The following is a 22,061-nucleotide window of genomic DNA, read 5'->3' as shown; positions in this document are numbered from 1 at the left end:
AGGGTGTCGGACATTACAAATGCGTTATCGCCCTTACTTTAGCCGCAACCCGTACCTATCTCACCCATTCGAAAGTGGGCTCCGGACGCCAAGTTGGCGCCCAGCCCAGGGGATGTTGAACTCATGGCTGTGAATTCCTTGTCGGTGATGTCGCCGGACGGCGGCCTGTCGCGCTACCTGACCGAAATCCGCAAGTTCCCGATGCTGGCGAAGGACGAGGAGTTCATGCTCGCCCAGCGCTGGAAAGAGCATCAGGACAGCGACGCCGCGCACAAGATGGTCACCAGCCACCTGCGCCTCGTGGCCAAGATCGCCATGGGCTATCGCGGCTACGGCCTGCCGATTGGGGAAGTGATCTCCGAAGGCAATGTCGGCCTGATGCAGGCGGTCAAGAAGTTCGAGCCCGAGAAGGGCTTCCGCCTGGCCACCTACGCCATGTGGTGGATCCGCGCCTCGATCCAGGAATACATCCTGCGCTCGTGGTCGCTGGTGAAGATGGGCACGACCGCCGCGCAGAAGAAGCTGTTCTTCAACCTGCGCAAGGCCAAGAGCCAGATCAGCGCCTTCGAGGACGGCGACCTGCGCCCCGAGCAGGTCAGCGCCATCGCCACCAAACTGGGCGTGCTGGACAGCGAGGTCATCTCGATGAACCGCCGCCTGTCGGGCCCCGACGCCTCGCTGAACGCGCCGCTGCGCGCCGACGGCGAAAGCGAGTGGCAGGATTGGCTGGCCGACGACGAGCAGGTTTCGCAAGAGACCATGGTCGCCGAGAACGAGGAAAAGTCGCTGCGCATGACCCTCCTGGAGGAGGCCATGGTCGAGCTGACCGACCGCGAGCGGCATATCCTGACCGAGCGCCGCCTGAAGGACGACCCCACCACCCTGGAAGACCTGGCCGCCCAGTACGGCGTCAGCCGCGAACGGGTCCGCCAGATCGAGGTGCGCGCCTTCGAGAAGCTGCAGAAGTCCATGCGCGAGGCGGCCATCGCCAAGAACATGGTCGAGGCCTAAGCCTCTCTCATCTGCTAAGAGAACGGCCGTCGCGACCCGTGTCGCGGCGGCCTTTTCGTATCGAGGGCGTCGCCGGAGCGTCACAAACGGCCTTTTCCTCGCCGCCGACGCGCTCTAAGAGCCTCGCCTCCGATTTTTCCGGCGTCCCGCCGGCCCAATTCAAAGACTTCTCCATGACCCGTCACGAACTGAAGACCTGGCCGCAGTATTTCGCCGCCGTGCGCTCGGGCAAGAAGCGCTTCGAAATCCGCCGTAACGACCGTGAATTCAAGGTCGGCGACGTGCTGGTGCTGCGCGAATTCGATCCGGCCGAGGACGCCTATACCGGCCAGACCGAGGAACGCCAGATCACCTTCCTGCTGTCGGAAGAAGACTACGGCGTCATCCACGGCTTCGTGGCCATCGGCTTCGGCGACGTGGTGCACCACCCCGACGCCCCGGAAGACCACCCGCTGACCGCAGCCGAACTGGCCGAGTGGCACGAGACCGCCGCCGCCAACGCCGCCCTGCGCGGCGAAGAGGCCCGACGGGTCTCGAAGTCCTACGTGGCGACCAACATGAGCGTCGCCGCCGACCGACACGGCGCCGTGGCCGCCCTGGCCGAAACCGAAGCGGCCTTCCACGCCGCCGCCGCGCGCATCGTCCGCAAGGGCTGAGGCGTAGGGACCGTCAGCTGATCCGGCCGACGGTCCAGTCCTCGCAGCGCAGGCCCTCGACCCTCGCGAATTCCGCAAGATTGCCCGTGACTACGACGAGGCCGCGCGAACGCGCATGGCCAGCGATCAACAGGTCATAGCTGCCGATCGGCCGTCCAATACGCTCGAGGCCGGCTCGAATATCGGCCGCGTGATCGGCGGCGCCATCGTCAAAGGACAGAACCTCCAGCTTGGCGGCGAAACGCTCCACCAGATCGCGGTGATGCTCCGGCCGGGCGGATTTCGCTGCACCGTGCAGCAGCTCCATCAGGACAATGGTCGAGATGCACAGCGCATCAGCGTTAGCGTTGAACTTTTCCGCCAGTTCGCGAGGACGGTCTCTGAGCACGCGGATACACAGGTTGGTGTCCAGCATGTAGCGGAGCATCAGAAGCCTTCGCGATCCTGCGTCTTGGGCTGATCGCGTTCACCGAGATCGACGCCGGGCTCGTCGAAGAAGTCGTCCCAGACGGCATCCGACGGCACGATGACGCGCCTCTTGCCTTCGCGCAGCACCGTCACCGAGCGGACGCCATCCGGAAACGCCACGTCCTTCGGCAGGCGGACCGCCTGGGATCGATTGGACTGAAACAGTGTCGTTCGGACCATCACGGCCTCCTGGATATACAGCCAGTATATCCCAGAGCTTGCTGGACGCCTACCGCCCCTCGCGCACCGCCTTCACGCCGCTCAGGATCGCCTCGGCCACGAAGCCGGGATCCTCGTGCGGAAGGCCGTGGCCAGCCGTGGGCGCGATGGTCTGGGTCGCGCGGGACGACAGGGTCAGGAACTGCTTCTGCAGGTCTTGGGTGACCGCCTCCAGCTCGACCGCGAGGGGCTCGGGCAGGTCGGGGACCATCCGCCACTTCGGGCTGTGGGTGGCCACGATCACCGGCTTGTCGCCCAGCGAGCGCAACGCGCGAGCCTGGCTGTTACTGGCGCCAACGTCGAGATTTTCCGGATTGAGGCTGGGATCGCGCGGCATCCGCGTGAGAAAGCCGCGCGCGTCGGACAGCGCCTTCGCCTCGCCCGGCGCCACGGCCGGCAGCCTGGCCAGCCAGGCGTCCATCTGGTCGGGATGGGTCGACGAGATCAGCACCAGTCCGGCCACCTGATCCGGATAGCGAGCGGCGAAGACCTGGGCGTGCAGCCCGCCGATCGAGTGGCCGGCCAGCAGGAACGGCGGCGCGACCTTGGCCGCACGCAGGGCGGTCTCCAGGTCGGCGGCCGCGTCGGCGCTGGTGCGCGGCTTGCCCGCCGGGGCCGGGTCGCTGGCGCCCAGGCCGGCGCGGTCGTAGAGGCAGATCCGGGCGGTCTCGGAGACGCGGGCGGCGATCCTGCGCCAGGCCTCGTCCTCCACCGGCGCGGTCCCCATGCCGGCGTCGACCACCACGGTCGGCGCGCCCTGGCCCTGGCAGGAGAGGCGGATCATCCGGCCGCCGCCGACGTCGAAACGTCCATCCTGGGCCAGGGCCGATCCGGTCAAGGCCGCCGACAGCATCACGGCCAGGACGACAGCTCGGCGCATCGTCATCCCTAGACCCCGCCCTCGTCGCCGCGCTCCAGGCCCGCGATGGTCGCCTCGTCCGTGGCCTCGGCGTCGCTGACCTTGCGCAGCACGGCCTGGCGCAGGGCGTAGGCCAGCATGGCCGCCAAGATCAGCGCGTTGAGCACGAACGGCGCCCAGCCGACGGCCTCGTAGAGCAGCACGAACAGCGGAGCGACCACCACGTTGAGGCCGTTGATGGCGGCGATCGCGCCCGCCGCCCCGGCCTGGTCCTTGGCCCCGACCGACAGCGAGGCGCCGGCCGTGAAGCCCGGCCGCGCGAAGCCGTAGCCCAGCGACGAGACCGCGTAGCCGATGGCCACCGCCGCATAGTCCGGCGCGAAGGCGACCACGACATTGCCCAGGGCCGCCACGCCGACGCCCCAGCGCATCAGCTCGCGCGGGCCCATCGAGAACATCCGGATCAGGCCCCACTGGGCCAAGAGGCCGGCCACAGCGCCGGCCGCCATGGCCAGGGTGATGAAGCCCTGGGCCTTGATCGGGGCCACGCCCAGCTTGTCGATGATCAGAAAGCCCAGGGTCTGGGTCTGGGCCGTCTGGCAGGTGGCGACGAGGAACCCGAAGATCAGAAAGGGGGCCAGGCGCGGGTCGCGCCACAGGCTGTCGCCCCGCCGCAGCGACGGAAAGGCCAGGCGGCCGCGCGGCTGCGGCTCGCCGGCGGTGGCGGGCGGCGTGCTCTCGTCCAGGCCCCGCCTGACGATCCACATCATCACCCCCGCCAGCCCCGCGAAGGCGAACATCGGCCCGGCCAGCCCCACCACCGGCAGCACGAACAGCGGCGCCAGCAACGGCCCGACCACGGTGCCCAGGCCAAAGGCGCCGGCCAGGGTGGCCATGGCCTGGGTGCGCTCTTCGCGCCTGGTGCGATCGGCCAGATAGGCCTGGGTGGCCGGATTGGCGGCCGAGCCGAACAGGCCAAACAGCGCCCGCGCCAGCAGGAACAGCACGAACACCACCATCGGCGGCATGAGCTGGTGCAGCCCCGCGCTGACCACGAAGGCGCACAGGGTCATCGACACGCAGAACCCGCCCAGCCCCAAGAGGATCAGGGGCTTTCGCCCCCGCACGTCCGACCGCTTGGCCCAGAACGGCGAGGAGATCGCCCACAAAAGGGCCGACAGCGAGAAGATCGCCGCCACCATGGCGTCGGGAATGCCGATCTGCCGGCCGATGGCGGGAAGCACGGACAGCATGCCCGTATTGCCCAGCGCCGTGGCCGCCGACACCCCGAACAGGATGGCGAAGGCCCGCCGGTTGACCTGTTGATCTTGAGCGGCGGCAGACATCGAACAAACGTTAGAGGGGGTTCGCGCCCAGGGGAAGGCCCCGCTTTCGCCTTCCGGGCGCCGCGCCATCCTGTCGCGGAATCGCGCGAACGGCCCGATACCTTGGATTAAGCATTAACAGCGATGATGCCGGCTGAAATCCGCGGGGCTCTCTTTCGTCATGTTCCAGATCATCGGCATCGTGCTGCTCTTCGCGCTGGTGTTCGGCAGCTACCTGATGGGCGGCGGCAAGATGGACGTGATCCTTCACGCCGCGCCGCACGAACTGATGGCCATCCTGGGCGCGGGCATCGCCGCCTTCCTGATCTCCAACTCGATGACGGTGATCAAGGCCACGGCCGGCGGCTTCGGCAAGATCTTCGCCGGCCCCAAGTGGAAGGCCAGCGACTATCGCGACCTCTTGTCCCTGCTGTTCCTGCTGACCAAGACGATGAAGTCCAAGGGCGTCATCGCCCTGGAAAGCCACATCGAAAAGCCGCACGAGAGCTCGATCTTCTCGCGCTATCCCAAGATCTCGAAGGACCACTTCGCCGTCGACTTCATCTGCGACACCCTGCGGATGATGACCATGAACCTGGAGGATCCCCACCAGGTTGAGGACGCGATGGAAAAGCAGCTCGAAAAGCACCACCACGAGGCGCTCGAGCCGGCCCACGCCCTGCAGTCGATGGCCGACGCCCTGCCCGCCCTGGGCATCGTCGCCGCCGTGCTCGGCGTCATCAAGACCATGGGCTCGATCACCGAGCCGCCCGCTGTGCTCGGCGGCATGATCGGCGGCGCCCTGGTCGGCACCTTCCTGGGCGTGTTCATGGCCTATGGCCTGGTCGGCCCGATGGCCGCCCGCCTGCAGGCCGTCGTCAACGAGGACGGCGCCTTCTACAAGATCATCCAGGCCGTCCTGGTCGCCCACCTGCACGGCAACGCCGCCCAGATCAGCGTCGAGATCGGCCGCGGCAACGTTCCCAGCGTCCACCAGCCCAGCTTCATCGAGCTGGAAGAGGCCCTGACCCAGATCCCGAACGAAGCCTGATCCCCGCGCCCCATCCGTGCACGTCATGATCACGCCGCCGTGATCTTTGGCTTGCAACGGCGCGGGAAAAGCGGTTCCTTGCCATGGTGCGGCCCGGCTTCGACGCCGGGCCGTCGCCGTTTCCGGTCGCAAGGCCAATCGCAAGGAAAGCCCCCGATGACCACCCAAGTCCTCCGCAAGATTCTCATCGCCGGCGCGGCCATGACCGCCCTGTCGCTGGCCGCCTGCGGCAAGAAGGACGAGGCTCCCGCGGCCGACGAGAAGGCCGCCGCGGCCGCCGCCGCCGGCGCCAGCGAAGTGACGGCCGCCGACGCCGCCGCCACCACCGACCAGGCCACCGCCGACGCCAACAAGGCCGCCGCCGACGCCGCCGCCGAACCGGACGCCGTCTCGGCCGCCGAAGCCCCCGGCACGGCCCCGGCCGCGACCGAGGAAAAGAAGACCGAGGGCCACTGAGCCCCTACCTTCCGTCTTCGGAACGATCGAGGGGCCGTCCATCAGGGCGGCCCTTCTTCCATGATGGCCCAATGACTTCCGACTCTTCCCAATCCCCCCTGGTGTGGCGCGAGGACGGCCTGCCGCAGTCGCGGCTCTACGGCGACGTCTACTTCTCCAGCGCCGACGGCCTGGCCGAGACCCGCGCGGTCTTCCTGGACGGCTGCGGCCTGCCAGGCGCCTGGGCTGGACGCGACCATTTCACGGTCGGGGAACTGGGTTTCGGGACCGGGCTCAACATCGCCGCCCTGCTGGACCTGTGGCGGCGCGAGAAGCCGGCCCGAGACGCCGATGGCGGCGGCCGTCTTCATATCTTCTCGATCGAGGCCCATCCGATCACCCGTGACGAGGCCGCCCGCGCCCTGGCCGTCTGGCCCGAACTCGGCGATGCGGCCCAGGTGCTGCTCGATCATTGGCCAAGCAACGCGCGGGGCTTCCACCGTATCGACCTGCCCGGCTTCGAGGCGGTGCTGGATCTGGCCGTCATGGACGTGGCCCAGGCCCTGGCGGCCTGGAGCGGCCGGGCCGACGCCTGGTTCCTGGACGGCTTCTCGCCGGCGCTCAATCCGGCCATGTGGAGCGACGAGATCCTCGCCGCCGTCGCCGCCCGCACCGCCCCAGGCGGCCGCGCCGCCACCTTCACCGTCGCCGGCGCCGTGCGCCGAGGCCTGGCGGCCGCCGGCTTCGCCTGGGAAAAGCGCCCCGGCTTCGGCCGCAAGCGCGAGCGGCTGGAGGCGACCTTCCCCGGCGACGCCGCGGCCTCCACGTCCCCGAAGACCCTGGCCGTCGTCGGCGGAGGGATCGCCGCCGCCGCCGTGGCTCTCGCCGCCCGTACCGAGGGCCTGACGGTCACCGTATTCGACGCCGACCGGGCCAAGGCCTCCGGCAATCCCGCAGCCCTGGTCACCCCGGCCCTGGACGCCGGCGGCGGCCCGCGCGCGGCCCTGCCCGCCCAGGCCCTCGCCCGCGCCGCCGCCCTCTATGACGCCCTGCCGGGCGCGGTGCTGGCGCGCGGCGTGCTGCGCCTGGCCACCGGCCCGCGCGATCCCGACCGCTTCGCCGCCGTTGCGGGCCAGGACCTCTTCGCCGCCGGAGAGATGACCGTCCTTGACGCCGACGAGGCCGGCGCGGCGTTGGGCGAGCCGGCCGCCGGCGCCCTGCGCATGGGCCTGGCCCGCGTGGTCGATCCCGCCGCCATCCTGGCCGCCTGGCGCGGCGAGGCGATCGCCGCCGAGGTCGCCAGCCTGCACAAGGCCGAGGACGGCTGGCGCCTGTTCGACGCGGATGGCGCGATGCTGGCGACCGCCGACGCCGTCATCCTGACGGGCGGAGCGGACCTGGCCGCCCTGTGGCCCGAGGCGCCGATCCGCCCCGTGCGCGGCCAGACCAGCTGGACCGGCCCGACCGATGAGGCCGTGACCCCCGCCGCCTTTGGCGGCTACGCCGTTCCCACCCGTGAGGGCGGCGTATTGTTCGGCGCCACCCACGACCGGGGAGAAACGGCCAGCGACCTGCGCGACGCCGACCACGAGCGCAATCGCGCCGCCCTGGCCAAGGGCCGCTCCGCCCTCGCCGTCCGCCTGGCCGACACGACGCTGGACGGCCGCGCGGCGGTGCGCGCCACCACCGCCGACCACCTGCCGCTGGCCGGCGCGGTTCCCGGCGCGCCGGCGGGCCTGTTCGTGCTGGGCGGCCTGGGCGGGCGGGGCTTCGCCACCGCGCCGCTGCTGGCCGAGCACGTGGTGGCGCTGATGCTGGACATTCCCTCGCCGCTTCCGCGCGACCTCGCGGCGCTGGTGGAGCCCCACCGATAGCCCTCCCCCTTGATGGGGGAGGGTTGGGTGGGGGTGATGCGACGGTCGGCGCTTGGCCGGGGCCAGCTCGGTAGATCACCCCCATCCCCGGCCCTTCCCCCATCGAGGGGGAAGGGAGACCCTCCGCGCAAAAGCAAAAGGCCCCGGAGTTTCCTCCGGGGCCTTCGCATTCGTCGGGAAGACTGAACTTCCGTCCGACCTCGATCTTAGAAGTTGATCGAGATGGTCGAACGACGGTTCAGCGGTTCCTTCACGCCGTCGCCGGTGGCGACGGCCGGAGCGGTTTCACCCTTCCAGTCGACGGCCAGGGTCGTGGCGGGCACGCCCAGCGAGACCAGACCATCGGCCACGGCCTTCGCACGACGTTCCGACAGGCGGACGTTGTACTTCGGCGAGCCCGAGGTGTCGGTGTGACCCACGACCGTGATCTTGGTCGCGTTGCCGCCCTTGGCGTAGTCGGCGGCCTGCTGCACCACGGCCTGGGCTTCCGGCGTCAGCACGTACTGATCGAACGGGAAGTAGACCACGAACTCGCGGGCCTCATACGCCGGCGGAGGCGGCGGCGGGGGCGGCGGAGCCGGGGGCTCGGGCGGCGGGGGCGGCGGGGGCGGCGGCGGGGGAGGCGGCGGCGGCGGGGGCGGCGGCGAGCCGAAGGTGTAGCGAACACCCAGGGTGATCGACGTGTCCTTGTAGTCGCCTTCGAAGGTGCCGACGTCCGTCACCGAGCCACCGGCCGGGCCGGTGTTGGCCGTCACCGAACCCCAGTTGAGGCTCTTGGCGACCAGGTAGCGGCCGGTCAGGTCGATCGACCAGTTCGGGCTGACGTCCCAGGCCAGGCCCAGCAGGCCCTGGTAGGCGAAGCCCTGGTCGGTGTCGTCGAAGCTGGTGTTCTGGAAGCGGGCGCCGCCGGCGGGAACGCCGCTCAGCTGGCCGTACACCTTGTTGTGGACCCAGGCCGTACCGACGCCAGCGCCGACGAACGGACGCCACGACGAGTCGGGCAGGAAGTCATAGATGACGTTGGCCATCAGGGTGGTGGCCTTCATCTCACCCTTCGGCGCGCCGCAGGTGGGATTGGTCGCGGTGCGACCGATGCCGGCGGTGCAGAGGCCGATCGGCTGGGGACGCGTGGCGTCCTCCGAGCGGACACCCTCGATGTCGCCGCCGCGGTAGCCGTATTCGCCTTCCACGCGCCAGTTCGGCGAGATGCGGTAACCGATACGAGCAAAGCCCGCCCAGTCTTCATCCGTCGAGAAGGTCCAGTCGTAAGGACGGCCGTCGGTGGCGTTCACCGACGAGCTCGCTTCAACGCCCTCGGTCGAGTGGTAACCGACGTCGCCGGCCACATACCATCCGCTCAACGCGCTTTGGGCGGAGGCGCCGGACGCCGCGCAGAGCGCGACGGTTGCGACGCCAGCCAGCAACCCGAATTTCATGATGAGAACCCTCTAAAAAAGTTAGCCTGGACGCCCCCCGCGGGGCGGCTTCCATGACGACAAACGCACGACTTCGCAAATCGGATGTGGCGCCAGCGCCACAGTGGGGCAGTTTCGTCGAATCCTCGACAATTCGCCCCGTCGATTGGAACACGGACATTAGCCGCCGCGCGGCGCAAACCTCGGCGCGCTGCGGCGATGGTTGCGTGTTTCGGCGCCAAAATCCAGATCAACCCAGGCGATTATTTCAGATATCAACGACCAGCGATCGCCGTTCGCGCACATGGGCGGAGGCGACCAGCGGCGCGGCATGCGCGCCGCTGGTCGAGAGCTTCAGGCGCGATCGCCCCCACGACCGCCGGCCTTGGCCATCCCACCCCTCGCCGCGCTGGAGGATGCGGCGAAGTTCGCAGGGGTTCGCCTCGACGCCGCCTCGCTGTGGAGTGCGCGACAGCGCCGAGCCGCCCCCATTCGCGCCGGCGGGGTTCGAGGGATCGACGACCCGTGGCGGCGCGGAGAGCCAGGCCCCGCCGAGCGGCGGAACCTTTCGCGCGTCCGCTAACATCGCTGTCCGGGACGTGTCGCGTCCCAAACCTGGAACGTTTCGCCAGCCGCCGGGCGGGCGAGGGGTGGACAGCCGCCGGGGTTGGGTTAACTACGATCCCCGAGGCCCGCGCGGGGTGGCGCGGCGTCCGGGAGATTGGTGCCTGAAGAGCGTGAGGCCGCGTCCGGATCCCTTGCTCGACGCCTCCGGCGTGACCCTGCTGGCGATCGGCCACTTCATGGCCTTCGTCGACCGGGCGGTTCCCAGCGTCTACGCCCCCGCGCTGAAGGCCGAATTCCACCTGACCGACACCCAGCTCGGCGCGCTGCAAGGCCCGGCCTTCGTAGCGCTTTACGTCGCCGCCACCCTGATGGCCGGACATCGCGGTCACCGCCTGCGGCCCGCCCCGCTGCTGGCGGGCGCGGCGGCGCTGTGGAGCGCCGCGACGGTCGCCCTGGCCTTTGCGCCGCACTACGGGGGCCTGCTGGCCGCCCGCCTAGTGCTGGGCCTGGCCCAGGCCGCCTTCGCGCCCGCGGCCCTGGCCCTGATCGTCGCCTCAGCGCCGCCCGGGCGGCTGTCGCGCTGGGTGTCGATGTTCACCTCCGGCTCGTCGATGGGCCGCAGCGGCGCCCTGCTTGCCGGCGGCCTGGCGCTGGGCGCGGTGTCGAGCGTCGGCGCCCTCGCTTTGGGCCAGTCGCCCTGGCGCGCCGCCATCATCCTGCTGACCCTGCCCAACCTGCTGCTGGTGGCCCTGCTGGCCTGGCGGCTGCGGAAGCTGCCGCCGGCCGGCGTCGACGGCCCGGGGCTCGGACACGCCCTCGCCCGCCTGGCCGCGCGCCCCGCCGGCCTGGGCCTGCACTTCCTGGCCGCGGGCGGCGTGATCCTGGCGGTGCAGGCCGGCGCGGCCTGGGCCCCGTCGATCGTCAACCGCGCCTGCGGCCTGGGCCCCGCGGCCAGCGCCCTGCTGGCCGGCGCCGTCGTCCTGGTCGCCGCCCCGACGGGGCACCTGGCCGCCGGCTGGCTGATGGACCGCCGGTTGCGCGCCGACGGCGGTCCCGTCCTGGTCCTGGCCGGCGGCCTGGGCCTGGCCGTGCTGGGCGCGGTCCTGCTGGCGGACGCCAGCGCGCCGGCGAGCGCGGCCGCGGCCCTGTTTCTGCTCACCGCCGGCGGCGGCGGCGCGGCCCTGGCCGCCCTGGCGGGCCTGCAACCGATCTGCCCCGCCCCGCTGCGTCCGCCGATGACCGGCCTCTACCTCGCCTTCGTCACCGTCGTCGGCCTGGGCCTTGGCCCGCTGCTGACCGGCCTGGCCAGCGACCGCCTATTCAGCGGCCCGCACGGCCTGGCCATGGCCCTGGCCGTCGTCACCAGCGGGGCGGCGACCCTGGCGACGCTGTCCGCCCTGCTCGGCGCCGCGCCCTGGCGACGGCTGGCCGGCGAGACCCGCGCCCTGGCGAGCGCCTGACATGCCCGCCGCCGCGACCGCTGAAAGCTTCCGCTTCTCCAGCAACGACCATCCGGCCGACGAAGCCTTCGCTCTCTACGCCGCCCTCTATTCGCGCGGTTCCGACGTCAGCCGCGGCGCCGGTCCGTTCTTCGCCCAGGTGCGCGGCTGGCGGCTGGACAAGGTGCTGCTGTTCGAGCGCCGGCTCTCGGGGGTGGTCCATGCCCGGCGCGAACGGATCGCCGGCGACGGCTTCGACCATTTCGTGCTGACCCACGTGCTCGAAGGCCAGGTGCGGCTGGCGATCCCCGGCCCGCCCCGCCTGCTCGAGCCTGGGGCGGGCGTGCTGCTCGACACCCGCCGCCCGATGCGCACCGAGCACGAGAACGCCCTGATCCTGACCGCCAGCATCGCCCGCGACGTGATCGAGGCCGCGCTGGGCCCGGCCGGCCGGCTGCACGGCCAGGTGCTGACCGCGCCCGACAACCTGGTGCTGGCCGACTTCCTGGCCTCGCTGGCCCGGCGCGGCGACAGCCTGGCGCCCACCGCGCTGCCCGCGCTCGGCCGCGCCTTCGTCGACGTCCTGGCCTCGGCGGGCGGCGACGCGGCGCGCGTTGGCCGCGAGGATCAGCGCCGCGATCTCGCCCGCCGCGAGGCCGTGCGCCGCTTCGTCGTTCCACGCCTGGCCGACCGCGCACTGTCGGTGGAGGCCATCGCCGTCGGCGCCGGCATCTCGCGCTCCTCGCTCTATCGCCTGTTCGAGAAACAGGGCGGCGTGGCTCGCTTCATCCAGCTGGTCCGGCTGGACGCCCTGCGCCGCGCCCTGGACGCTCAGGACCCTGCCGCGCCCGACGAGGCCGCCCTGGCCGAGCGCCTGGGTTTCGCCGGCCCCGCCCAGATGGCCCGCCTGTTCGCCGAGGCCTATGGCGCCGCTCCGGCCGCCTACCGCGCCGCCCTCGACGACAAGCCCCACGACGACCCGGGCGTCGCCAAGCAGCGCTGGGACGGCTGGCTGAGGGAGCTGGACTAACCGGCCAAAAAGGAGAGCGATGGCTAAAATGCAATTCATGATTGACTTCCCGGCCTGATCGCTCTGAATCCTCCGGTCGCATCATGGCCTGGGGGGGCGAAGTCGTGACCACATCCACGGACGATCCAGCCGACGGCAAGGATCTCACGCAGAAAGCCGACGCCTGGCGCGCACGCCTGGGCATCGGCCAGGCGGCCAGGGCCCCGATCCTCGAGGCCACGGCGAACAGCCGTGACTCCGGCGAGGGCCCCGGCGACCGAGCGGCCGGCGCCATGGCGCTCGAGGCCGCGACCGACGAGCATGGGCCGCCCGAGGAACGCATTGAACGGGCGCGGGCGCAGATGCGCGAACTGGTCAACACCCAGTTCGGCGGCGACCAGGCCCTGCTCGACGGAGTCGAGGCGCTGGCCATCGACGCCCGCGAAGCCACGGCTCTGTTGCAGGCGGACATCACCCCCGCCGCCCCGCCGAACTGGATCAGTCTGGAGGCTGTCGTCGCCTTCGACGGGACACGCCCTTCGTTCCTGGTCCAGAACGGCGAGGTCCAACTGGAGGGCGCCTATGCCGTGGAGCGCTGGCGTACCGAGCTTGCGCCGTTCCTGACGCATCTCAACGACATGGCCGCCTGCGTGGGTCGCGTGGAGCGCGGGGAAATCCATATCGGCACCGCCTTCCTGATCGGCCCCGAACTGGTGCTCACCAACCGCCACGTCGTCCAATCGATCAGCTTCGCGGGCGAGGAGGGTCGTCAGATCTATCCCGGCACGAACCTGGACTTCGGTCGTGAGTATCAGGGCCGGGCGACGCATGATCGGCGCAAGGTGCTCGAGATCGTCGCCATGGGCGTCCAGACCATCGAGGGCCTCATTGTCGACCACCGCAGGCTCGACCTGGCGCTGCTGCGGGTCTCGCCGTCGACGCTGACGGGGGCGGCCAAGCAGCGGTTCCTGAAGCTCTCCAAGGTCAAGGACGCGCTGGAGCCCGGCCTGTCGGTGGTCACGGCCGGCTATCCCGTAGCCTGGCAGGACGCCGTTCCCGAGCAACTGCAGATAGCCCATGGCGCGGTCCTGGCCCGGCTGCTGGCCGGCGACGGGGGCAGCAAGCGGCTGTCGCCGGGCCTGTCCCAGGGCATGCTCGCCACGCCGGGCGGCGAGCCCTCTTGGACCGGCCTGCACGACGCCACCACGCTGAGGGGCAATTCCGGCTCGCCCATGGCGGTTCTGGGGACCGGCGCGCTGAAGGTCCGCGGCCTCCACTACGGCGGCGCAGCCCTGGAAGACAGGGTCAACTGGTGCCACCTGCTCCAGCACTGCCTTGTTGCGCCGTGCCTGCCGTCCTCCAAGCCTTTGGGCGAGATTCTGCAAGCCGAAGGCGTCGAGCTGTAGGGAGCCAGGCATGGACGATGCGTCCCCACCGACGGCCTCTTCGACCCAGATCGATAAGCTGATCGACCTCATCGCGCCTGATTGGGCGCAGATCCAGGGCGTCTGGGAACTCTTCCGCGTGGAGTTCGGGTTTCAACTGCGCGCCGACACCGGCGCGATCGACGTGCGCGGCTTCCTCGCCGAGGCCCTGGGGGTGACGATCGCCAGGGGGCGGCTGCGCAAGTTCGCCACGAGGCTCGAGGCGCGCGGCCTGCTGAAGGACGGCTTCGACGAGCTGGCCGCGCAGTTCTACACCGGCGGCTTGCAGCCCCAGCGCTACGTCAATCCCGCCTGGCCAAGCCAGTTCGCGCACGCCACCCTGCGCGCGGCGGCCGAGGCCTGCGACCACGTCTGCACGATCACGATCGACGGTCAGCACAAGGGCACCGGCGTGCTGATCGCCCCCACCCTGGTGGCCACCGCCGCCCATGTGATCGCCCCTCTGGTTCAGGACAGCAAGGAAATCGAAGGCTCGCTGGACCGCCTGCGGCTGACCTTCACCGATCCGGATTCCGAAGAGGAAGCGCCCCGGCCCGTTCCTGCCCGGCTGCGCTCGCGCTGGCTTAGGCGCTACAGCCCCCAGGGGCGCGCCGACGGCCTCGGCGCCGAGATCGACGGCATCGAGGGGCTCGACGAGAAGGGGCCTTGGGACTGGGCCCTGATCCATCTGATGAACCCGCCGCGCCAGGGCCAGTCGGGCGCGAAGATCTACGAGCATCCCACGCCCGCGCCGCAGTTCGGCATCCACATCCTGCACCATCCCGCCACCCACGGCCTGGCGGCCATGCCCCTGCTGTGGTCGGTCGGCGCGGCCAAGAAAGCGCTCGGCGATCCGACCACCTTGCGCCTCCTGCATGACGCCAACACCGACGGCGGCTCGTCGGGCGCGCCCTGTTTCGACCAGAACTGGCGGATCGTGGCCCTTCATCAGGGCGGCAGCGACGACATCGCCAAAGCCGACCAGATCAATCGCGCCGTGCCCGTACACAGATGGCTGGACGATCTGGCGGCCGCCGCGAACGAAGACGACGAAACGCCCTATCTGCGCGAGGTCCTGGAGATCGACGGCCTGACGAGGCCCGTGCTGGGGCGGCGGGACATCCAGAGAAGCTTCTGGGCGTCCATGACCCGCGCCGACGAGGATCAGGTCTTCGTCATCAGAGGTCCCGACCACGCGGGAAAGACCTTCACACGGCTGCTGCTGAGGTCCCTGGCGGTGCAGGCGGGGCAACGGCTGGTGGTTTTCGAGATGCAGAACGTGCAGGCCGACGACGCCGTGGCGTTCGCCGAACTCGTCCTCGGCGGGGTCGGGGTGCAGCTGGACCCGCACGCGACCGCCCCGGACGGCCTGACCACCCTGGCGCGGGGCCTGCGCAACGGCCTGGTCCCCACCCTGCTGGCGGAACTGGAGCGCGTGGCCGCGGGAAGCCCGCTGTGGATTTTCCTGGACGGTTTCAAGCAGAGCAACCTGCCGCTTTCAGGTCCTGTGCAGCAGCTGGTCGAGGCCCTGATCTGCGCCTCGCCCACCGCGCCCAACCTGCGCCTGGTGCTGGCCGGCTGGCAGGGCGCGGTCCAGGTGGGCCCCGGCCGCACGGCGTGCGTCGAGGATCTGGCGTCTGGACCATCGGCCCAGGATATCGCCGACCACGTCTGGCTGTGCCTGGCGCCTCCAGAGGCGCCCATGTCGCCGGATGTGGCCAACCTCCTCAAGAGCGCGGTGTCGATGTTGGGCGGGCCGGGCGACTATCCGACCGCGGTCGAGCGGGCGCGAACCGTTCTCGGCTCGATGGCGCCGATGGTGAAGCTGGCTCTGGCCAAGGACGAACGCCATGAGCCGTGAATCCGCAGCGGCGCCCGACCCGCAGGCCACGGCTCTGGACGTGCTGCGCAAGGCGCTCTCCGAAGCCTGGGCCGTCCGGCCCGAGGCCGAGCGGCGCGCCCGGGCCGCGGAGATCGACCACGCGCCCAGCCAGGCGCCGGCCGGACCGGACGGCGCGGAGGTCCTGGAGATCGAGACGATCGCGGCGCTGACCGGCCCGATAGCGCCCCAGCTCCTGAAGGAAATCGCCGAGGCGCTCGGCGGCTCGCCCGTCGAGCTGGAGGCCCTGGCGACGCGCTTCGACCGTTCCAGCCGCGATCGGCGCTGGCTGTGGACGCTGCGAGCCGACCGCCGTTTCCTGGCGCTCGGCGTGCTGGCGCAAGGCGATGCGGAATCCCGCCGCCTCTCGCTGCAGCGGCTGACCAAGCGCCTGCCGCCGGCCAGCGAGGCCGAGGCGATCCTTCGCCAGCTGATCGGCGGAGAGGCGCCGTCTCCCCAGGTTCTGGCCGACATTCTCGCCGGCGCCCCGGCCCGCCTCGCCGAGGCCTGGGCCCAGGCCCTGAGCTGGGCCCGCTCGCGCGCCTTCGACCCGCAGGCCTTGCTGGCCGTCGCCCAGCGCCGCATCGCCATCCAGGCGGCCCTGGAAGGCTACGATCATCTGCTGAGCGCGGGGTTCCATGGCCGGGAGGCCGAGATCGCGGAGATCCACCGCTTCGTCGACGCGACGCCGAACGCCAAGCGCATCCCGATCCTGTCGATCGACGGGATCGGCGGGGCGGGCAAGTCCACACTGCTGGCGGCGGCCCTACGGCCGCGCCTTGTGGAGGCCTTCGCGTCCACCGGTCGCTCGCCGATGTTCGTGACGATGGACTTCGACCGGCGCCTGCTGATCGAGGGCGGTGAGCTGGAGCTGTCGTTCGAGCTCAGCCGCCAGATCGGCCTCTACGCGCCGCATCTGGCCGACAGCCTGGCGCGCTTGCGTGAACGGTCGCGTCGCCAGCAGACGAAGCGCGGCGAGACCGTCACGCTGGAATCGGCCGCCGATATCTCGGACCGTAGAAGCTGGTCCTTCAACGATCAGATGGCGGATGTCCTGCTCGACAAGGGGCTGCCGAACCGGACTCTGATCCTGGTGCTCGACACCTTCGAGGAATGGGAACGTGACGGCGGAGGGCTGGAAGCTGACGCGCCCCTGACGCGGATCGTGAACTGGATCCGCGAAATCGGACCCCTGCTGGACCTGGCGGTCGGGGTGATCGTCAGCGGCCGCACGCCCAGGAACCTTAAGGGTTTCGAGTTCTGGCGGCCCGCCATCACCCTGGGCGATCTGCCCGCCGCCGACGCCCGCCGCTTCCTGCGCGGCATGAAGCTTCCAGCCAAGGTCGCGGTCAGGATCCAGCGGGCGGTCGGGGGCAATCCCCTGGTCCTGAAACTGGCCGCCCACTATTACACCAGCCTTCCGCCCGGTCGCCGGGCCGGCTTTCTCAACGACGAAGCCGAAGCGTTTTCCGGCATGGACCGCAACCTGGTTCTAGGGGTGCTCTACCAGCGCTTCCTCAACCACATCGCAGATCCGGATGCGCGCAAGCTGGCCTATCCGGGACTGGCGCTGCGACAGGTGACGCCGGTCCTGATCCAGGAGGTGCTCGCCGAGCCCTGCAAGCTGGGCGATGTTTCCGACAGCAAGGCCAAAACCCTGCTGAAGCAGCTCGGCGACGAGGTCTGGCTGGTCGAGCGGAGAGGAGAGGTGCTGCGGCATCGTCCGCAGATCCGCGCCGCCATGCTGGACTACATGCGCAAGGACAAGGCGCAGTACAAATGTCTGCGCGCTGTCCACGCCCGCGCCGCCGAGTGGTGGCGAGGCCAGCCCGGCGAAGACGCCAGGCTGGAGGCCACCTATCATCGCCTGGCGTTGATGGGACGCAACGACATCCTCGACTCCTACGTCTTCTCCGCCGACCACCTGGCGCGATTGACGCCCGACCTGGATGATTTCGAACCCAGCGTCGCCGCCCAGGTGCGGCTGGTGCTGGGCCTGCCCCTGTCGGAAAAGCAAGCCTGCGCGCTGCCGCAACCGCTCCGCGGTCGGTGGGCCAACGCCCGGGCTGAAGGGCTGGTCGCCCGCGGCTCTCCCAAGAGCGCGCTAAGCCTGTGGCGTCGCCACGGCGTGGGAGAGCCCGTCGGAGACTGGCGCTGCCAGGCCGCGTTCCAGGGACTGGTGTGGGACGACTGGATCTTCGACCCGCCGGCTCAGCCCCTGAAGCGATTGAAGTACCACGTGCTGCTGACCCATGTTTCGCCCAACCCGGCGGTGCGGGACGAACGCTGCGAACGGCTATGGAACGCGATCGACGAGAGCCGTCGCGCAATCCAGGACCGCGTGGTCGAAAGCGCCCAGATCGAAAACGCCTACTTCCTGTCGCTGCTGCCGACGCCGGCGTTCCTGCCAGTATTCTCATTCGATCGCCGCTTCGAACTGCGCAGCCTCGATCCGGGCGACCTGCGAGGACCGATCACGGCCAACGACCTGTGGCAGTTGCGCGCCCTCGGCGCACGCTTGCCGCTCGGGCGGCACATCGACGTCCTGAAGGTGCTCAATGGAGCCTTTCGTCCGTCGACAAGGTGGTTGAAAGCGGTCTCTGAATCCCTGACCGGCCACGGCTACTCGTCCCAGGCGATCGATCATTTCACCGACAGGCTCACGTCCGAAATGGCCCTAGCCGATCCCGAACGGACGAGTTCGACGATCCTGCTGGGGCACTGGGCCAATCGCTTCGCCGAGACCTTGGTTCGAAGCATTCCCCGCAACAGTCCGACCGAAACCCTGCGCGTGCTGCCGTCCGACCGCGGCCTGGACCCGGAGTGGCGCCTGCCCCTGCGGCTGGCATTCTCGAAGACCTTCAAGGACAGCCTGTCGCTCGGGGTGTTCAGCGACGCCCTGCGACGAGCTCTGGACCCCCTACCCAGCGACTTCGTGCTCGGGACGCTGTACCCGCGCCGGGGCGAAACCTGGCGCTGGCCGTGGGGGCGCGTCGTCGAGTTCCTGGACCGGGCCGACGCCCTGCCGCGCCTCCTGACCGATCCCGCCGTATGCGGCCACCACGCGCTGCGACCGATCTGCGACGCCTATCTGTCCTGGTACGAACTGCGCCGGGGACCTCCGCCCCCGGCGCAGCTCAGCCTGGATCAGAGAGAGCCAATCTGATCGGCCAGATGCGGCCGGCCGGCCAGGGCCGCGCTCAGGCGCGGCGAGGCCTTCGGCCCACCTGCCCCGACGCTCTCGAGCGCGCCTTGCTCCAGGCTCGCTCCGCGGAAAGCCTCGGCGCGGGTCTTGGCCACGGCGAGATAGCTGCGCCAGAGAGCCTCGGCGGCCAGGCTTTCGTCCAGACCCGCCGCTTCGAGCCCCGCCACGGATGCGGTCTCGTCCAGATTCGCCGCCAGATACTGCTTGAGCGGCGTGACGTGCTGTTCGTCCAGGGGCACGTCGATCAGCACGCTTTCCAGCGTCGAGGTCAGCGGAAAGGCCAGCAGGCGGCCGGCGTTGACCAGGCCCGCCCCCAGGCCGTCTCCCCAGCCCGGCGGCTTGTAGGCGCTGGCGCGCAGGACTTCATTGAACAGCTTCTGCACCGTCACGCCGGCGGCCCGGGCCTTGGCGAGCAGGGCCTGGCGACCGCCGTGGTGGGCGATCCACAGCGCCGCCACGCCGCCGGTTAGCGAGGTGGCCAGGGTCGTGCCCTGCGAACGGTCGACATGGGTGTCGCTGCCCTGAGCGCTGTTCTTGCGCGCCCCCCAGACCGCTTCGCCGAAGGCGCTTACGGTCACGGCCTTGCCCTTCGAGGTGCGCTTCCAGGGCGCATAGCCATGGTCGACCGCGGCGATGGCGGCGCACAGCCCCTGCGGCGCGAAGCGGGCGGGAAACACCACCTGGCCCACGCAGTTGCCCGCCGCGCACACCACCACGACGCCGCGCTGGGTCGCGGCGCGCAGCGCCACCTCGACCGGCTCGATCGGAAAGGCGCTGCCGAGCGCCATGACGATGACGTCGCACTCCTGGGCGATCGCGTGCTCGATCGCCGCGGGAATGCGGGACTGGCGGATGTCCACCACCGAGCGGATGGCCCGGATGGGCAGGATCTTGGCCTGCGGGGCCGAGCCGGTCACCTCGCCGGGGCCGGTGGTGTTTCCCGTGGCCTCGTCGATGCCGCCGCGGCTGGCGACCACGCTGGCCACCAGGGTGCCGTGGCCCGGATTGGGCAGCAGGACGTCCGTCGAGAACCGGTCCTTGGCGTCGTGCCCGCCCTCGACAAGGTTCAGCTGCTGCTTGTCGCTGATCACGTCGGCCAGTTCGACGTGGCTGCTGTAGCCGGTGTCGATCGAGGCGATCGTCACGCCCTGGCCCTTGGTGTGCTTCCAGGCCTCCAGCACGCCCAGCCCCCGCGGCGCCCAGCCGCGCGCCTCGGGCCCCCAGTTGTCGTCGGAGCAGTCGAGCACGCCTTCCAGGCCCAGCGAACGGGCGACCATGGCCTCGCCGACCAGCGAGTCGATCATCACCGGACGCACCGACTGGACGCCCAGATCGGCTTGCAGCTGCCGGGCGGCCTCGAAGGCAAGGTCCTCGCCCCGGGCGGCGTCCAGGTCCGGGAAGGCCAGGATCCAGAAGCGGTGACCCGTTTCTTCGGCCAGCAGGCCGGTAAAGGCCTCGCGCACCTCGAACGGCCGGTCCTGAACCACCGCCGCGATCCGGGCTTGCAGGTCTTCGGCCGTCGTCGCGTCGTGCGTGACCAGCGAGAATTCCGCCTGCCCGTCCGGGCCAGGGCCGCCGAACTTGGCCCAGATATCGAGGATGTCGGATGTGTTGCTCATGATCGCCCCCTAGTCGCGGCCCCGTCGGGCCGACGGGCACGATTATTGGTTGTGTTCATGACGCATGCAATCGCTACGCGGCGGGAAAAACACCCATTGCGGGCAGCTTGACCATAATGTGGCTTGAGGCTGTATTTCCTCGGCGGCGTTCGCGATGCGACGCGTTTTGGACGGCTGCTTCACCCGCCCCCGCAAGCTCCTCGGACACCTGCGCACGGCCGGGCTCTAACGGCGAGCGGCAAGGGCGGATAGCGGAACGCGGCGGGCCAGACAGGGGAGCGGAGGGAAGGAAGATGCGGAGGATCGGCGCAGGCGCCTTGCTGATGGCGGCCATGACCCTTTCGGCGTGCGGGGCCTGGAACACCTCCGTCTCGCCCCGTGTCGCGATCAAGACCCATGACCCTTGCAGGTCGATCCCCCTGCCTGATGGCGGACAGGGTCTGGGCGTCGAGGACATCGATCAGGATCCGGCGAGCGGCGCCTTCTACCTGTCGGCCGCCGACTGGGCCGGCGCGGTGCGCGGCGCGACGGGCCCCGGCGCGATCTACAGGCTTGTCCCCGCCGCAAACGGCGAGCTGACGCCGCAGAACGTCACCCCGGCCATGTCGGTCCCGTTCTCGCCGCACGGCCTGGACCTCTATCGCCCGGCGAACGGCGGCGACGCGCGCCTCTTCGTGATCAATCACAACGACAAGGCGCCCTCCCGCATAGAGGTGTTCGACGTGGGTCCCGACGGACGACTGACCTGGTCGGAGGCCGAAAGCGGCTCGTACAAGGACCTCAAGCGCCCGAACGACATCGCGGTCGCCGGGCCCAAGGCCTTCTACGCGACCAACGATCACGCCGCGCCCTGGCGAGGCTGGATGCCCGGCCCCCTGGAGATCATTGAGGACGGCATCGCGGCGCGCACCGCCAGGGTCGTTCACGTCGACCTCGCGACCCGCACGACCAAGACGGCCGCCCGCGCGGCCTTTCCCAACGGCGTCGCGATCGCCCCCGACGGCAAGACGGTCTATGTCAGCGAACTGACCCGCAGCCAGGTGCGGATATTCACCGTACGCGACGACGCCACCCTGGCGCCCGCCGGTCGCCTTGCCGCCCCTAGGATGCCCGACAACCTGCACCTGCAGGACGGCCGCTGGCTCTGGGTCACGGCCCATGACCACGTCTGGGACTTCCGCGGCCACGCCGTCAGTTGGAAGAAACGCAAGCCCAAGCACCCGCCCTCCCCCGGCCGGGTGCTGCGATATGACCTCGCTCAGCGAGCTCCCGCCGCGACGCTTGTCTATGGAAGCACCAAGGCGGCGCTGAAGAAGGATGGCGGGCCGTCTGCGGTTTCCGTGGGCGTACCGGGACCGGGCGGCGTCCTGCTCGGCTCGATCTATCAGGGCGCCTGGCGCTGCCCAGGCTGAACCGGGACGTCGGCGCTCAGGAGATGTATTTGGAGAACCTCAGACCAGCCGAAATCAGGCTCGGCGCGATCAAGCGCGCGACGATCAGCAATTCTGAGAGAGGAAGGGATGGTGGACGCGACAGGGATTGAACCTGTGACCCCTACGATGTCAACGTAGTGCTCTCCCGCTGAGCTACGCGTCCGCCGAAGCGA

The 22,061-nt window shown here is 70.2% G+C and carries 17 protein-coding genes and 1 tRNA gene; 11 read left to right on the top strand and 7 right to left on the bottom strand.

Annotated features, from left to right (window positions below; all coding sequences use genetic code 11):
• Positions 1-123 precede the first annotated feature (123 nt).
• A complete protein-coding gene (rpoH, locus tag P7A99_RS07060) occupies positions 124-1,011 on the top strand; it encodes an RNA polymerase sigma factor RpoH (RefSeq protein WP_165260746.1) in 888 nt (295 codons plus the stop codon).
• Between the two features lie 173 nt (positions 1,012-1,184).
• The gene (locus P7A99_RS07055; protein WP_277793196.1) at positions 1,185-1,667 is read left to right on the top strand and encodes an ASCH/PUA domain-containing protein; all 483 of its coding nucleotides are present in this window, start codon (positions 1,185-1,187) and stop codon (positions 1,665-1,667) included.
• Between the two features lie 13 nt (positions 1,668-1,680).
• Here the strand turns inward: P7A99_RS07055 and vapC are convergent, their stop codons facing one another.
• Genes vapC through P7A99_RS07035 form a run of 4 tightly spaced genes read right to left on the bottom strand, consistent with a single transcriptional unit; the run spans position 1,681 to position 4,559 of the window.
• Positions 1,681-2,094: a type II toxin-antitoxin system tRNA(fMet)-specific endonuclease VapC gene (vapC, locus tag P7A99_RS07050; protein ID WP_277793195.1), complete on the bottom strand. Its 414-nt coding sequence runs from the start codon at positions 2,092-2,094 to the stop codon at positions 1,681-1,683.
• On the bottom strand, positions 2,094-2,315 hold the full coding sequence (gene vapB, locus P7A99_RS07045; RefSeq protein WP_277793217.1) for a type II toxin-antitoxin system VapB family antitoxin: 222 nt from the start codon (positions 2,313-2,315) through the stop codon (positions 2,094-2,096). The genes vapC and vapB overlap by 1 nt, the downstream gene beginning before the upstream one ends.
• A 49-nt stretch (positions 2,316-2,364) precedes the next feature.
• Positions 2,365-3,234: an alpha/beta fold hydrolase gene (locus tag P7A99_RS07040; protein WP_277793194.1), complete on the bottom strand. Its 870-nt coding sequence runs from the start codon at positions 3,232-3,234 to the stop codon at positions 2,365-2,367.
• Between the two features lie 8 nt (positions 3,235-3,242).
• Positions 3,243-4,559 (bottom strand): MFS transporter, encoded by a 1,317-nt coding sequence (locus tag P7A99_RS07035; RefSeq protein WP_277793193.1) that lies wholly within the window; start codon positions 4,557-4,559, stop codon positions 3,243-3,245.
• Between the two features lie 160 nt (positions 4,560-4,719).
• Here P7A99_RS07035 and motA point away from each other — a divergent pair, with 160 nt between their 5' ends.
• The 3 genes from motA (at position 4,720) to mnmD (ending at position 7,898) form a co-directional block, all read left to right on the top strand.
• Positions 4,720-5,589, top strand: coding sequence for a flagellar motor stator protein MotA (gene motA, locus P7A99_RS07030; RefSeq protein ID WP_101717163.1), 870 nt, complete (start codon positions 4,720-4,722; stop codon positions 5,587-5,589).
• A gap of 156 nt (positions 5,590-5,745) precedes the next feature.
• Complete coding sequence (locus P7A99_RS07025) at positions 5,746-6,045, top strand: hypothetical protein (RefSeq protein ID WP_277793192.1); 300 nt, start codon at positions 5,746-5,748, stop codon at positions 6,043-6,045.
• A gap of 71 nt (positions 6,046-6,116) precedes the next feature.
• The gene (gene mnmD, locus P7A99_RS07020) at positions 6,117-7,898 is read left to right on the top strand and encodes a tRNA (5-methylaminomethyl-2-thiouridine)(34)-methyltransferase MnmD (RefSeq protein ID WP_277793191.1); all 1,782 of its coding nucleotides are present in this window, start codon (positions 6,117-6,119) and stop codon (positions 7,896-7,898) included.
• 206 nt (positions 7,899-8,104) lie between these two features.
• On the opposite strand, the gene P7A99_RS07015 is transcribed toward mnmD, so the two are convergent.
• Positions 8,105-9,334 carry an OmpA family protein gene (locus P7A99_RS07015; RefSeq protein ID WP_277793190.1) on the bottom strand — a complete coding sequence of 410 codons (1,230 nt, stop codon included), beginning with the start codon at positions 9,332-9,334 and terminating at the stop codon, positions 8,105-8,107.
• Positions 9,335-10,071: 737 nt separating this feature from the next.
• Between P7A99_RS07015 and P7A99_RS07010 the strand changes: the two genes are divergently transcribed.
• The 5 genes from P7A99_RS07010 to P7A99_RS06990 all read left to right on the top strand — a co-directional run bounded on the left by P7A99_RS07010 (position 10,072) and on the right by P7A99_RS06990 (position 18,797).
• The gene (locus P7A99_RS07010; RefSeq protein ID WP_277793189.1) at positions 10,072-11,340 is read left to right on the top strand and encodes an MFS transporter; all 1,269 of its coding nucleotides are present in this window, start codon (positions 10,072-10,074) and stop codon (positions 11,338-11,340) included.
• Position 11,341: 1 nt separating this feature from the next.
• On the top strand, positions 11,342-12,349 hold the full coding sequence (locus P7A99_RS07005; RefSeq protein WP_277793188.1) for a helix-turn-helix domain-containing protein: 1,008 nt from the start codon (positions 11,342-11,344) through the stop codon (positions 12,347-12,349).
• 104 nt (positions 12,350-12,453) lie between these two features.
• Positions 12,454-13,734: a trypsin-like serine peptidase gene (locus P7A99_RS07000; RefSeq protein ID WP_277793187.1), complete on the top strand. Its 1,281-nt coding sequence runs from the start codon at positions 12,454-12,456 to the stop codon at positions 13,732-13,734.
• Positions 13,735-13,744: 10 nt separating this feature from the next.
• Positions 13,745-15,613, top strand: a complete 1,869-nt coding sequence (locus tag P7A99_RS06995; RefSeq protein ID WP_277793186.1) for a trypsin-like serine peptidase — start codon at positions 13,745-13,747, stop codon at positions 15,611-15,613.
• The gene (locus tag P7A99_RS06990) at positions 15,603-18,797 is read left to right on the top strand and encodes an ATP-binding protein (protein ID WP_277793185.1); all 3,195 of its coding nucleotides are present in this window, start codon (positions 15,603-15,605) and stop codon (positions 18,795-18,797) included. Before P7A99_RS06995 ends, P7A99_RS06990 begins: the two co-directional genes overlap by 11 nt.
• Here P7A99_RS06990 and P7A99_RS06985 read toward each other — a convergent pair.
• The gene (locus P7A99_RS06985; RefSeq protein WP_277793184.1) at positions 18,779-20,455 is read right to left on the bottom strand and encodes a S8 family peptidase; all 1,677 of its coding nucleotides are present in this window, start codon (positions 20,453-20,455) and stop codon (positions 18,779-18,781) included. The two genes, P7A99_RS06990 and P7A99_RS06985, sit on opposite strands and share 19 nt — an antisense overlap.
• Positions 20,456-20,748: 293 nt before the next feature.
• Between P7A99_RS06985 and P7A99_RS06980 the strand changes: the two genes are divergently transcribed.
• Positions 20,749-21,867, top strand: a complete 1,119-nt coding sequence (locus P7A99_RS06980; RefSeq protein ID WP_277793183.1) for an SMP-30/gluconolactonase/LRE family protein — start codon at positions 20,749-20,751, stop codon at positions 21,865-21,867.
• Between the two features lie 109 nt (positions 21,868-21,976).
• Here the strand turns inward: P7A99_RS06980 and P7A99_RS06975 are convergent.
• Positions 21,977-22,051, bottom strand: a tRNA-Val gene (locus P7A99_RS06975).
• Positions 22,052-22,061 lie beyond the last annotated feature (10 nt).

Origin of the sequence: Caulobacter endophyticus (genome assembly GCF_029543245.1) — a bacterium.
Classification (GTDB): Bacteria; Pseudomonadota; Alphaproteobacteria; order Caulobacterales; family Caulobacteraceae; genus Caulobacter; species Caulobacter endophyticus_A.
This window is presented reverse-complemented; position numbering and strand designations above follow the sequence as displayed.